Raw genomic sequence first — 13,559 nt, 5'->3', positions numbered from 1 at the left:
CCACCTCTTCCCATTCCGAACAGAGAAGTTAAGCCCGCCTGCGCCGATGGTACTGCACTGCAATGCGGGAGAGTAGGAGGCCGCCTTCTTTGAGACATGTTCCCCCGCTGACTGAAAGGTCGGCGGGGGAATTCTTATTTCATGCGTTCATGGGCTGGCGACAGCAGTGGATAGGGACAGGAGGAGAGGGAGAGGAAAAGAACTGAGTGGGATATGGCTTGAAGAGATGATTTGGGGAGAAGTGGATGATGACGAATTCAAGGTGAATGGGAAAAGGCAAACGGAGAGAAAGTGTTGTATAAATATAGACAATATGATGCTTAATAGGCTTTTTATAGAGGAGAAAAATATATTTTTATAGAAAAATACATTTTTTGTTGGAAAATTGAAATAATTGATGTATCTTTGCAGATGAATTCATTATTGGGGCAAAAATGAGAGAAGTCCCAGTAATTAATATTAGTTTTTTTAGTGAAAAAGCATTATGCTTTCTGAGATTTTTAATTAAGATTGACATGAGAGCGCAAAATTTATTGAGTGGGCATATCTGCTGCTTGTTTGTGGCAGTTGCCAATGACATAGAATAGTTCCGAGATAGTGACGCAGGATTGCTCTAAATCTCCTTCTATCGCCACGGAAGACAAGTGTTTTCCTAATGGTATTCATGTTTCCAGAGTTGAACAATCGTCGGCTCAGGGAATAGATTTTTTGTCTCAAAATGAAAGACAAAGTGCAGGATTGAAAACCTTTGAGAAGTCTCAGTCATGGGGGTATATTTATATCCATAATATGGCAGTGAAGGCATTTGAGGAGAAAATGGAGGATTATAATGCCAGCCACAAGGATTCCCAGCATGCTTGTTTCATTCACCGTTCTTATAGATATAAGGCGAAAAAAGATTCTATTGGAGTTAAGAAAGAGCTATGTCAGACAATAAGCGGATTAGTGTTTTTGCAGGGCAGAACTAGAGAGTTGCAACTTTTTCTGAAAGAGAATTTCCCTCTGTACCATTTAGTCAATGATTGTAGTACAGGCAGACCTGCTTCTATTGAGAATCGTGTTATGAAACCTTTTATGGCTGTCATGCAGGCAAAGCCAGAGAACATAACTTTTCTTCGTGAGCCTTTTTTGCATTTTGCAAAGAATCATGTCCGTTTGCGTGTGTTGTCAGGATTATTCAAAGGTCAGGAGGGGTACATTGTCCGTATTGATCGTGATCGCCAGCTTGTCATGGAGTTCGGTGGCTATGCCGTCGCAATCCGCGGTCTCCATAAAGAGAATTTTGAAGAGGTGAAATAGCTTTTACAACCAATCGGTTAATGGTAGATTATAGTCTCAAAAAAAATTGAGTTGTATTGATATACAAGATAAATATCAATAGTTATTTCTCAACAAAGATTTTTTATGTTCGTATCACATCAGTAAGTAACTGTTGGAAATCAGTTTCTACTAAAAACAACTGCGTTTTAGTAGAAACATAACTTAAATATAAAGTAATTTACAATAGCTACTTATAATATTTGCTGATATGTTTGCAGGGTAATATAAGCCCATATAGATATTTTTTGTTAGCAAAAAAATAATAATCCAATCACATATATATGAAAGATATAAAGGTAGCAGTAGCAGGTACCGGCTATGTAGGTTTGAGTATAGCCACCCTTATTGCGCAAAACCATCAGGTAATTGCTGTTGATGTTATTCCTGAGAAAGTAGAGAAGATTAACAACAGAATATCTCCTATTCAGGATGATTATATTGAAAAGTATCTGTCAGAGAAGGAACTCAATCTTACCGCAACTTTGGATGGTGCGGATGCCTATAAGGATGCAGATTTTGTTGTGATAGCGGCTCCTACAAACTATGACCCTCAGAAGAATTTCTTCGACACACATCATATAGAGGATGTCATCGACCTTGTGTTGTCAGTCAATCCTGATGCCGTGATGGTAATAAAGAGCACAATACCTGTCGGCTACTGTCGCAGTTTGTATGTAAAGTATGCAGGAAAATTTGCAAATACTCCTGAGCTTGCCGGTAAAAAGTTTAACCTGCTCTTCTCTCCGGAATTCCTTCGTGAGAGCAAGGCTCTTTATGATAACCTTTACCCAAGCCGTATCATAGTTGGTTATCCGAAGATTATCGTTGATGACCAATTTGAGGAAGAGAATGCAGCAATTCGTACCATAGCCGACATACCTTTCCTTGAGGAGGCTGCACACAAGTTCGCTTCTCTGCTTCAAGAAGGAGCATTGAAGGAAAACATTGATACACTTTTTATGGGCTTGAAAGAGGCAGAGGCTGTCAAACTCTTTGCCAATACCTACCTTGCACTCCGTGTTAGCTATTTCAACGAACTTGACACCTATGCCGAGGTGAAGGGGCTTGACACACAGGCTATAATAGATGGTGTGAGTCTCGACCCGCGTATTGGGCAGCACTACAACAATCCATCCTTCGGCTACGGCGGCTATTGCCTTCCTAAGGACACGAAGCAGTTGCTTGCCAACTATGCCGATGTGCCTGAGAATCTTATCCAGGCAATTGTGGAGAGTAACCGTACAAGGAAGGACTTTATAGCTGACAGAGTCCTTGGCAAGGCAGGCTATTATGATTACTACAACCGTGGAGATTTTAGTCCTTCTGATGAGAAGAGTTGTGTTGTCGGAGTCTACCGTCTTACAATGAAGTCCAACAGTGACAATTTCCGTCAGTCCTCTATTCAGGGTGTGATGAAGCGCATCAAGGCGAAAGGGGCAGAGGTCATCATTTACGAGCCGACCTTGGAGGATGGCTCTACATTCTTCGGCAGCCGTGTCGTAAATGACCTTGCTGCGTTCAAGTCCCAAAGTCAGGCAATCATCGCCAACCGTTATGACTCCTGCCTTGACGATGTGGAAGAGAAAGTATACACACGTGATATATTCCGTAGAGATTAAAAAAAACAAGTAGTATTGTATAAGCTTTTTGGAAATATAAAATAGAGAGAATAGAATTATGGATGCAATCTCTTTATACAAATTGTGCAATTCTCTTTCTGAGCATTTAGAGAAAGTTCCTGATGATTTTATCAAAAATGCAGAGAAGGGTTTCTTTATTATGAAAGAGATACAAGATTCTTACATTGAGCCGTATCTTTCTTTTCAGTCTGGTTGTAGTCTTAAGAGTCAGACAGAATCCCCTCAAATAATTTTGATTTCAGCTGTAGGTGCATCTGGCAAAACCATGATGACCACTCATTTGTCGGCAAAATTAGGAATGCCGGTCTATGATTTGGGAAAATCTAAGGCTGTTGCAAGCAATTCTTTGACAGGATTGCTATCACAAGCCTTGACTCCTATGGGGTATGCACATTTTTCACATGATTTAAGTGCAGGAAAAAAACTTATAGTAATAGATGGGCTTGATGAGGGGCAGATAAAAACATCATCAGAGGGTTTTGATGCTTTCCTTGACAATATTTGCCAGTTTGCATCATTATCAAAAAACACATCATTTATTTTATTAGGTAGAACCTTGTCTATAGATTACACCGCACTGTATTTTGAAGATAAGGGGTTGAAAGTCTCTGTGCAAAGGATAGAACCCTTTGACATGTCCCAAGCTCGTAATTTTATTGACAAACATTCGTGTGACAATAAGAATATACAATATGATGTGAACTATAAGAAATTACGTGACTATATATTAGACAAAGTTCAGGCTTTTTTCAAAAATCAATCGGATTTGGAAAGGCAACAACGTATACATTTCTTAGGCTATGCCCCTGTACTGATGGCTATTGCAACTTCCATTAAAAAAAATAAGAATTACTATGGCTATCTTACTCAGCTTGAAAATTCTCAGAACACGGGGCTGGAGCTTATTTTGGAAATTGTAAAATATATAATAGATAGAGAACAAAACGACAAGATTGCTAATCTGTTAATCCCACACATTACAAAAGGACGAGGAGAAAAGGATATACGACAGATGAAAGATCATGCCTATTGCGAAGAAGAACAGTGTTATAGATTGATTTGTAATGTACTAGGGATTTCGTGTGATTATATTGTCTCTGATGATAATAAACTCAATGAAAGATATAATGAAAGAATAAATGAATGGGTTCGGGAACATCCATTCTTGGATTCTCAAAACCATGATTTTCAGAATATAGTATTTGAATGCTATGTCCTCAGTGTATTGATGAAATGCGGCAAATACAAGGAATATGTAAATTTATATTTGGAAAGCAAATACAAAGATTCGTATATGTTGTATTTCATATATACTCATTTTGCAAATGTTGTTGATAAGGATCACGTAGATTATATTTATCATTCTCTTAGTTCGCTGGATCAAAATAATGATAAGGCATACATGCAAATTTGTCAACTGGAGGATAGTGAACAATATTACAATTTCGAAGTGCTATTGAAAAATGATGGTATAAAAACGAAAGCAGGACTGTCTCTGTCAATTAGTAAGGATACTCCACGCCTTACGCTTAGAAATATCATTTCCAATGTCATTATAGACGCGGAGAATATTGATTTGAATATAGAAGTTGCAAATAATAGCAAAAATATTGAAATATATGCACCTGTTACAATAACTTGCAACAATGTAAGTATAAGTGGCTCTATTACACTATATCCGTGTACGGAAACCGTAAACGGAGTGCTTTTGGACTGCAAAAAATTTGATTTCAAGTCGGTCGCAAACAATGAGTGCCATGTTATAAATCATTTGAGGGAGAATGAGGCTTTTGAAATATATTCCAATAATCACACCTCATTTCCCTATGAACAGTATCGTCAGGGAAAATCAGAAATTAAATGTGAATCGGAAGATATACGACAGAAATACATCAAACTTCGGAAAATCATAATCTGCTTCAGATCGCATAGTAAAGGAAGTATGGCGCGCTATAAAGGGAAAATAGGAAGTTCACGTTTGATTGGCTCTGATATGGGGCCAATAGTTTTGAATAGCCTTATTGAATCAGGAATTATTGATGACAGTGATAATATAATGTATTTTCTGAATAGGGATAAACTTAGTGAAGTTTTGGGAGTTACTTATGATGAGATAAAATCAAATAAACTAACGCCTAAGATATCTTCATTTTTAGGATCCATGAAGTAGTTGTTGATTCCCAAATCTGCCTGCTGTCAGACAATATGAATATCATATTGTCCTTGTAAGTCAAAAAGGCTGATATCCCCAAAGGACAATAAATAATGAGGAAAAATAGTATCATTTTTGAGACATTATAAATATGAATATAGCTTTATTAATTGCCGGTGGTTCAGGCAACCGCATGGGACAAGATATTCCCAAACAGTTTATACATGTAGATAATTGCCCAATTATCATCCACACCATGATGTGTTTTCAAAGGCATCCTGACATACAAGCTATTGCTATTGTATGTCTAAAAGGCTGGGAAACCGTGTTACAGTCATATGCGAACCAATTTTCAATAACGAAGTTAAAGTGGATTTTTTCAGGAGGTAATTCTGGCATGGAGTCAATTCATAATGGTATTTATGGATTAAGGGATGCTGGATGTGCAGATGAAGATTTAGTATTGATACATGACTCGGTGCGTCCTCTTTTGTCTCAGGATATTATTTCAAGCAATATTGCCATTTGCAAAGCTTATGGGTATGCCATAACAGGGATAAAATGTCGTGAAGCGATATTGGAAAGCGAAGATGGTTTTACTACTAAGACAAGCATTCCGAGAGATACACTTATTCGTACGCAGACGCCTCAGACATTCAGACTGAGAAATATAATAAATGCCCATGAATTAGCTAAGGTTAAAGGTTTGGTTGATTCTGTAGCCTCTTGTACTCTGATAGCAGAGCTGAATGAGAATATAGAGATGCATATTGTGCCAGGTTCTGAAAAGAATATTAAAATTACGACAGTTGAGGACTTGGAAATATTAAAGGCATTGATGCACACCTCAAAAGAAGAATGGTTAAAGTGATGAATCCTTATCAACAAAATTTACGAGACGTTAATCTACCCGATTTGTCTGTATTGTATGGTGCGAACATACTCGTTACCGGATCAACAGGTTTGATAGGTAGCTGTCTGACGGAGCTTCTGACTATCTATGCGGAAGAATATGGGTATGAAGTTTATGCCGGGTGTAGAAATGTAGAGCGTGCACGCAGCAAATTTTCTCCCTCCGAGCATCTGCATTACGTTTTGATAGATGTCACTGTTCCGTTGCAATGTGATATTAAGTTTGACTATATAATAGATGCCGCAAGTAATGGCTCTCCTAATTTTTTCGCATCAGACCCTGTGGGTGTAATGAAAGCTAATCTGATGGGTGTTTGTAATCTATTGGATTATGGCATTGACCATGGACTTAAGCGTTTAGTCTACATATCTTCTGGTGAAGTCTATGGAGAAGGATGTGGTGACAGGTGGAGAGAGACGGATAGCGGCTATATCAATACAATGTCGCAAAGAGCTTGCTATCCATCGTCAAAACGTGCTGCCGAGACGTTGTGTGTTGCCTACGCTGAACAGTATGGTATAGACATCTCTGTTGCTCGTCTATGCCATACCTATGGACCAAATTTTACAGAGAGTGATAATCGTGTATATGCACAGTTTATTCGTAATGTATTGAATGGTGACGACATTGTACTTAAAAGCAAAGGAGAACAATACCGTTCATGGTTATATGTTGTAGACTGTGCGGCAGCTTTGATATATGTACTGGTGAAAGGTGAAAATAAAGCTGCATATAATGTTGCGGATGAACAGTCAAATATAACGATACGCGAATTGGCTGAAACCATAGCTAGTATAGTAGATAAAACTGTAATATTTGACTTGCCGCAAGTTCAACCTACGGTAGAGACTCCGATAACAAAGGCTGTATTTGATACAACAAAACTAATGGCATTGGGATGGAATGCTACTTACCCAATAGAAATGGGTATTAAAAATACAATTGAGACATTGTTGGAATAATCAGAATTGAGAAGGTAAAGGAAATATGCATTTTGTAAACAGAATAAAAAGATATTGGAATTTGTTTTCAACGACAAATGTATTGAAAACAATATATTTCAATTTCAAAATGTTTCCATTTAATGTTGCTATAAAGCATCCTATTCATTTGGCTTATGGAGTGGAAATTATTGGTGCCAAACGTGGTGTAATTGTATTGGATAAAATAAAATCGGGGGGGGGTAAAAATCGGCTATCTAAAATACCCTATGCATCCTGGGAAAGGGATGGGGACTCTTATACGTATTGGCTCAGGAAATGCAAGGCTTTATCTTGGTGGTGAAGATATAAATATTTACAAAGGATGTTCTATTATACTGGCATATCCAGAAAGTAAATTGTCCATAGGCAATGATACTTTAATAAATCAGGGTGTAATGCTATATTGCAGCAATAGTGTTACGATAGGAGAACATTTTAGTTGTGGTTGGGATAGTCAAATATATGATTCAAATTTTCACTATGTATTTGATGAACAAAATCATACAATAGCTAATAGAACCAGACCTGTTAAAATTGGACGAAATGTTTGGATAGCAAACCATGTGACAGTAGCAACCGGTGCCCAAATACCTTCATATTCAATAATCGCTGCTAATTCTGTAATAAATAAAGATTATTCAGAAATAACCACAAAGGGTAATTTTTTTGCAGGTAGTCCGGCAAAACTTAAGCGGACGGGGCTTTTTAGAATATTGAATTTAAAATTTGAGTATGAACTAAATGCTTTTTTTCGGGAAAATGGTGAAATTTCCTACAAATGTACTCATGTGTTTGACTATAACAATTATGCCACAAGATAGAACTCTTTTTATGAATGATTGAAAGAAATCATATAATGTTATGGAATACAAAATGAAACAATATTTACAATCTATTGAACAAGAAGAGCGTTGTGGATATTTAGTTACACAACAAACAAAGCAAATATGGAATATCCAGTTGGATATGGCTTTACATCTTTTGGATGTTTGTAAACGTCATGAATTAAAAATATGGGCAATTAGTGGTACAATGTTGGGAGCTGTTCGTCACCATGGTTTTATTCCGTGGGATGATGATATGGATTTTGTAATGTTCAGGGATGATTATGACAAGCTCTTGAAGATTGCTAAAGATGAATTTAAGTCTCCTTATTTCTTTCAATGTGCATATACAGAAAAAGGATATTATAGGGGACATTCCCAATTACGTTATGAAGATACTACCATGATTCTGCCTGATGAAGCGAAGTTAGGAGTAGATTTCAATATGGGAGTCTGTATTGATATTTTTGTTGCAGATGGATTCCCTGAGGATGAAGCAGAAAGAAAGTTTTTGATAGGGCAAAGAGACCTAATTCTTGATTATTTGTGGTGTAGACATTATCCTGTGTACAGAGCACTTCGGTATAAAAACTATTTCAAAGGTTTATTTAAGTTAGGGAGAAAGGCTTTTTGGTCAGATATTAAGCTGTACACATATTTGGAAGATATGTTTCGTAAATATTCTATTGATAAATATGAAAGGTCATGTTGTACTTTGTTTGCTTATAAACCACGTTGGGTACGGCGCAGTGAATGGTTTGATAAAACTATTATGATGCCATTTGAGACAATAGAATTGCCGATTCCTGAAAAATATCATGAACTCTTGTCGCATGAATATGGTGATTATATGAAATTTGTAGTTGGTGGAAGTACACATAGCCAACCTATTATTGATGTCTGCAAACCGTATATGGATTATATATCAGGAATGAGAATGTCATATATATACGCATATTATGTTTTGATTGGGACAAAAATAAAGGAAGCAGGTGTATTTACATTGAAAATGTTGGGGGTGAAGTAAGAATGGGAATGGCAGGTAATTCGTTAAAAGGCAAAGCCGTAAATGGCATGTTTTGGACTTCAATGGAAAAATTTGGAAGCCAATTCATACAGTTGGTTATAGGTATTGCTATAGCACGTGTATTGTCACCGTCAGATTATGGTGTGATCGGTATGACAATGATATTCATGGCTTTGGCAAATACTTTTATGGACAGTGGTTTCGGAAGTGCCATAATACGCAAAAAAGACAGAACCGCAGAAGATTATGCAACTTGTTTTTATTTTAATATTGTTGTATCTGTTATACTGTATATATTGTTCTTTGCATGTTCTCCTTATATTGCACGGTTTTACCATGCTCCAATATTGACACCTGTGTGTCGTGTTTTAGGGCTTTGTTTTATAGTTAATGCAATGTGTATGGTACAGAGCACCAAACTCACTGCAGAACTAAAATTTAAGCAATTGTCAATTATAACTGTCAGTACAGGAGTGTTGTCTGGTGTGTTTGGATTAATCCTAGCTTACACTGGGTTTGGAGTTTGGGCTTTGGTTTTTCAGAGTTTGTTTTCTTGTATTTTACGATTCATTCTTGTGGAATACTATACACGTTGGAGACCATTGCTGCTATTTTCAATGAAATCATTTAATTATTTGTTCTCTTTTGGTTCCAAATTCCTTTGTTCGAGCATTATTAATATTATATATAACAATTTATATACATTGGTTATAGGGCGTGTATATGCACCTTTAGAAGTAGGGTATTATAATCGAGCTCTACATTTTGCATATATGCCATCACAATCAATTCTTGATACTGTGATGAAAGTCGTTTATCCGGTAATGTCAGAAGTTCAGGATGATCAAGAGCGCCTAAAGCGGACATATCAGAAATTTCTTAGAATTCCTCTGTTTATCTTATACCCAATATTGGCAGGAATGATAGCACTGGCACATCCGTTTATATATGTTGTGTTAGGAGAGAAATGGCTTCCTTGCGTTCCATATTTGCAGATACTTGCACTAGGGGCGATGTTTAGTCCATTAACACATATAAATTTAAATATACTATATGTAAAAGGGCGTACAGACTTGGTTCTGAAACTTGAGATTGTAAAAAAAACCATAGCTTTTGCGATTCTCTTCTCAATGATAAAATTTGGTATAGTGTGGCTTATCATAGGTAAGGCGTTTTATGAGTTAGTTGCGTACTCCTTTAATTGTTACTATACCGGAAAATTAATAAATTTCGGTTTTTGGAAACAAATGTACTATAATATCCCTATAATATTTAAGTCTTCTATTATGGGTATTGCATGTTATTTGACAACAATATTGGTAGAACCAGCGTGGCTAAAAGTTCTATTGGGAGGAATTGTCGGATTATTTGTATATGGTACATTAGTTATAGTGACCAAAGATGAAAGTTTAAAAGATATTATTGAAATTTTGAAAATGAAGAAGGGACGATAAAGAAAATTATTTAAATGGAGTAATACCAAAAATATGAAGCAATACGATTATCTTATAGTAGGCTCTGGTCTTTTTGGAGCAACCTTTGCTTATCGTGCAAAGCAGATGGGCAAAAAATGTCTTGTGATTGATAAGCGCAATCACATAGGTGGTAATGTTTATTGTGAGAGTATAGATGGAATAAATGTGCATAAATATGGTGCACACATATTCCATACATCAAATAAAGAAGTATGGGATTTTGTGAACTCGATAGTGGAATTCAATCGCTATACAAACTCTCCTGTGGCAAATTATCATGGAAAATTGTATAACCTGCCATTCAATATGAATACATTCTATCAAATGTGGGGAGTAAAAACTCCTGAAGAGGCAGAGAAGAAATTGGATGAACAACGTGCAGAGGCAAAGGAACATTTGAATGGCAGAGAACCGCAAAATCTCGAGGAACAGGCTCAGTTGCTCATAGGCAAGGACATTTATGAGACATTGATAAAAGGATATACGGAAAAACAGTGGGGCAGGGACTGTGTAGAACTTCCGGCATTTATTATAAAGCGTCTGCCTGTGAGAATGGTTTTTGACAATAACTACTTTAACGATAAATACCAAGGTATTCCTGTCGGTGGTTATAATAAACTGATAGAAGGATTGTTGGATGGTGTTGAAGTACATCTGAATACAGATTTCTTTTCTTTGGGTGATTGGCATGGGATAGCGGAAAAATTGGTTTATACAGGTCCTCTTGATGAATATTTCTGTTATAAACTTGGGCGGCTGCAATATCGTACTGTGTCTTTTGAGACGACGGTGGAAGATGTGGCGAACTATCAAGGAAACGCTGTAGTGAATTATACAGAACGTGATGTTCCCTACACACGAGTGATTGAGCATAAGCATTTTGAGATGTTTGGACAAGAAGTCTATGATTGTCTCAAAACAGTCATTAGTAAGGAATACTCAACAGAATGGCAACCTGGTATGGAACCCTATTATCCGGTTAATGACGAACGTAATAATCTGTTGGCGGAACAGTATCGTCAGTTGGCAGAAACAGAGAGTGATGTTATTTTCGGTGGTCGTTTGGCAGAATATAAATATTATGATATGGCTCCGATTGTAGAAAAAGCAATGGAAATTATAATATAAAAATGGTAATCAATCTCACCAAGAAAGACACTTCTGTTCTGAAAGGGATAGCATTGTTAATGTTGCTTTGGCATCATTTATTTTTTGTAGCTACTGATTTGTTTGATGACATACATCTTTGGGGCGAACATTATTTAGTGAATACACTAGGATTGATTTGCAAGTTGTGTGTGGCAATCTTTGTATTTCTTTCAGGTTATGGATTAACCATACAGGCTAATAATAAAAATGAAGAAATTAATTATCTATCTTTTGTAAGCCATAGAGTATTTAAGTTGTTTCCTACTTTTTGGCTGATTTGGCTACTGTTTGTTCCCTATGGAGTATTTGTGTTAGGGAGAACACCTGATGTAATTTACGGCAGCTATCCATATTTGAATCTGTTTTTGGACATCACTGGGTTGTTGAATGTTTTTGGAAAAATAGGTTATAATGGTAGCTGGTGGTTTATGAGTTGCATTCTTGTATTGTATTTTATTTTTCCGCTATTGTATAAGTTCTTGAAATCCAATCCGCTATATGCTATTTCGGGGGGGGGTAATACTGTCAACAGCAGTCCCATTCATGGATTGCATTAAGAATTACTCTATAATTTTTGTAATAGGCATGATAATGGCAAATGAGAATTTTTGTGACAGGTTGAAGATTCCTAATACAAGAACGCTTGTTATGTTGCTGATTATAATGTTGTGGCTACGTGTAAGAGCTCTCAATACATTACAATTTGATTGGTTTATCACAATAATTACTATACTATTGTATACGAGGCTAACAATTAACGAAAACCTGAAAAGAGTTCTTGATTTTTTAGGAAAACATTCAATGAATATTTTTCTATTTCATAACTTTATATATTTGTCATATTTTCAGGATTTTATTTATGCAAGCAGAAATCCTGTAATAATATTTTTTACTTTATTAGTGGCATGTATTCCAATATCTATTGCTATTAATTATATAAAAAGAGTTATACATATATAATACAAAAAGAGAAAATACATAGTTGGTGAAAGATGATTGTTCACTTATTTAAAAAGATTCTTGGATTTTAATCTAAATATGAGCTTGTTGTAATTGAAGAATGAAGGAAATTTTTTATTTGATGGAAATGAAAAATTATGAATATAATATAGGATGTGTAGTTGTAACTTTCAACAGAAAAAATCTGTTGAAACGCTGTTTGAATGCTATAGAACAGCAAACGTATAAGCCGAAGACTGTTTATATAATAGATAATGCAAGCACAGACGGTACTGATGAATATATAGTTTCCGCAGGGTATTGCAATCAGGATGTAAATGGTATTTTCTTTCAATATCACAAATGTGAGAAGAATGAAGGGGGGGCTGGTGGATTTTACACTGGTATGAAACTTGCATCAGAATCCGATTCTTTTGATGGAATATGGGTCATGGATGATGATGGAGAACCCGATAAGAATTGTTTGAAGGAACTTGTTCCTTTCTTGAAAGATAGGGATTATATAGCTCCTGTAGTTTTGTCTGACGAAGACCGCGATGCATGTTCTTTCGTTCCGAATGCAACATATAGCGAATTCTGCAAGAAAGCAGATTCCAATGGTATTGTCGAAGGGTGGGCTTCTCCTTTTAATGGTATCCTTTATTCTGCAAGGTTGATAAAAAAAATCGGTTATCCTAAAAAAGAGATGTTTATTTGGGGTGATGAAATTAATTATCAGATACGTGCGGAAAAAGCCGGATTTCATCGTATGACTACCATTAAGGCTATTCACTATCATCCTGTTGATAGACAGAATGTTGTTCGAAATGCAGATACATTCAATGCTTATCTTGTTATAGTGGATGTTGATTGGAAGCTATACTGTGCCATACGTAACAGGGTATATAATATCATGTTGGAGCAGCCAAGTAAATGGCGTGGATTCAGAATGAGCCAGTATCTGTATCGTGCTTATAAAAATTATTATAGAGTAACTTTGGGCAATGATTCAAAAACAAGTCTGATACGTGATGCATTTATATCAGGATTGATTGGGTATTTCGGTGGATTGAAGAAATATTTCAATAGGTGATTTTATGCAAATTAAATCCGTTTGTGCTGTTACAATTCCTCAAA

Annotated in this window: 12 protein-coding genes and 1 rRNA gene; all 13 read left to right on the top strand. The window is 36.2% G+C overall.

All coding sequences use genetic code 11. The annotated features are described in order from the left end of the window. Positions 1-89 (top strand): 5S ribosomal RNA (gene rrf / locus HPS57_RS10790); the annotation flags it as partial. A 77-nt stretch (positions 90-166) separates the two neighbouring features. Next, positions 167-361 (top strand): hypothetical protein, encoded by a 195-nt coding sequence (locus tag HPS57_RS10785; RefSeq protein WP_172182980.1) that lies wholly within the window; start codon positions 167-169, stop codon positions 359-361. 236 nt (positions 362-597) lie between these two features. After that, positions 598-1,299 carry a hypothetical protein gene (locus HPS57_RS10780; RefSeq protein ID WP_172182978.1) on the top strand — a complete coding sequence of 234 codons (702 nt, stop codon included), beginning with the start codon at positions 598-600 and terminating at the stop codon, positions 1,297-1,299. Positions 1,300-1,601: 302 nt separating this feature from the next. Continuing rightward, positions 1,602-2,939, top strand: coding sequence for a UDP binding domain-containing protein (locus HPS57_RS10775; RefSeq protein ID WP_216653405.1), 1,338 nt, complete (start codon positions 1,602-1,604; stop codon positions 2,937-2,939). 58 nt (positions 2,940-2,997) lie between these two features. Beyond that, a complete protein-coding gene (locus HPS57_RS10770) occupies positions 2,998-5,130 on the top strand; it encodes a hypothetical protein (RefSeq protein WP_172182976.1) in 2,133 nt (710 codons plus the stop codon). 133 nt (positions 5,131-5,263) lie between these two features. Then, on the top strand, positions 5,264-5,983 hold the full coding sequence (locus HPS57_RS10765) for an IspD/TarI family cytidylyltransferase (RefSeq protein WP_172182974.1): 720 nt from the start codon (positions 5,264-5,266) through the stop codon (positions 5,981-5,983). Beyond that, complete coding sequence (locus HPS57_RS10760) at positions 5,971-6,987, top strand: NAD-dependent epimerase/dehydratase family protein (protein ID WP_172182972.1); 1,017 nt, start codon at positions 5,971-5,973, stop codon at positions 6,985-6,987. Before HPS57_RS10765 ends, HPS57_RS10760 begins: the two co-directional genes overlap by 13 nt. 266 nt (positions 6,988-7,253) lie before the next feature. Next, positions 7,254-7,829, top strand: coding sequence for an acyltransferase (locus HPS57_RS10755; RefSeq protein WP_172182970.1), 576 nt, complete (start codon positions 7,254-7,256; stop codon positions 7,827-7,829). A 52-nt stretch (positions 7,830-7,881) separates the two neighbouring features. Continuing rightward, the gene (locus HPS57_RS10750; protein WP_172182968.1) at positions 7,882-8,859 is read left to right on the top strand and encodes a LicD family protein; all 978 of its coding nucleotides are present in this window, start codon (positions 7,882-7,884) and stop codon (positions 8,857-8,859) included. A 2-nt stretch (positions 8,860-8,861) separates the two neighbouring features. Further along, positions 8,862-10,313: a lipopolysaccharide biosynthesis protein gene (locus HPS57_RS10745; protein WP_172182966.1), complete on the top strand. Its 1,452-nt coding sequence runs from the start codon at positions 8,862-8,864 to the stop codon at positions 10,311-10,313. A 33-nt stretch (positions 10,314-10,346) separates the two neighbouring features. Further along, positions 10,347-11,462 (top strand): UDP-galactopyranose mutase, encoded by a 1,116-nt coding sequence (gene glf, locus HPS57_RS10740; protein ID WP_172182964.1) that lies wholly within the window; start codon positions 10,347-10,349, stop codon positions 11,460-11,462. Positions 11,463-11,464: 2 nt separating this feature from the next. Next, positions 11,465-12,040, top strand: coding sequence for an acyltransferase family protein (locus HPS57_RS10735; protein WP_172182962.1), 576 nt, complete (start codon positions 11,465-11,467; stop codon positions 12,038-12,040). A gap of 503 nt (positions 12,041-12,543) precedes the next feature. Beyond that, a complete protein-coding gene (locus HPS57_RS10730; RefSeq protein ID WP_172182960.1) occupies positions 12,544-13,515 on the top strand; it encodes a glycosyltransferase family 2 protein in 972 nt (323 codons plus the stop codon). Positions 13,516-13,559 lie beyond the last annotated feature (44 nt).

This window comes from Palleniella intestinalis (assembly GCF_013166595.1).
Classification (GTDB): Bacteria; Bacteroidota; Bacteroidia; order Bacteroidales; family Bacteroidaceae; genus Prevotella; species Prevotella intestinalis.
This window is presented reverse-complemented; position numbering and strand designations above follow the sequence as displayed.

Excerpts from the sequence above, each read along its gene's own strand:
- HPS57_RS10770 (WP_172182976.1), top strand. The coding sequence starts at position 2,998 with ATGGATGCAATCTCTTTATACAAATTGTGCAATTCTCTTTCTGAGCAT.
- HPS57_RS10765 (WP_172182974.1), top strand. The coding sequence starts at position 5,264 with ATGAATATAGCTTTATTAATTGCCGGTGGTTCAGGCAACCGCATGGGA.
- glf (WP_172182964.1), top strand. The coding sequence starts at position 10,347 with ATGAAGCAATACGATTATCTTATAGTAGGCTCTGGTCTTTTTGGAGCA.
- HPS57_RS10760 (WP_172182972.1), top strand. The coding sequence starts at position 5,971 with ATGGTTAAAGTGATGAATCCTTATCAACAAAATTTACGAGACGTTAAT.
- HPS57_RS10745 (WP_172182966.1), top strand. The coding sequence starts at position 8,862 with ATGGGAATGGCAGGTAATTCGTTAAAAGGCAAAGCCGTAAATGGCATG.
- HPS57_RS10730 (WP_172182960.1), top strand. The coding sequence starts at position 12,544 with ATGAAGGAAATTTTTTATTTGATGGAAATGAAAAATTATGAATATAAT.
- HPS57_RS10775 (WP_216653405.1), top strand. The coding sequence starts at position 1,602 with ATGAAAGATATAAAGGTAGCAGTAGCAGGTACCGGCTATGTAGGTTTG.
- HPS57_RS10755 (WP_172182970.1), top strand. The coding sequence starts at position 7,254 with ATGGGGACTCTTATACGTATTGGCTCAGGAAATGCAAGGCTTTATCTT.
- HPS57_RS10735 (WP_172182962.1), top strand. The coding sequence starts at position 11,465 with ATGGTAATCAATCTCACCAAGAAAGACACTTCTGTTCTGAAAGGGATA.
- HPS57_RS10750 (WP_172182968.1), top strand. The coding sequence starts at position 7,882 with ATGAAACAATATTTACAATCTATTGAACAAGAAGAGCGTTGTGGATAT.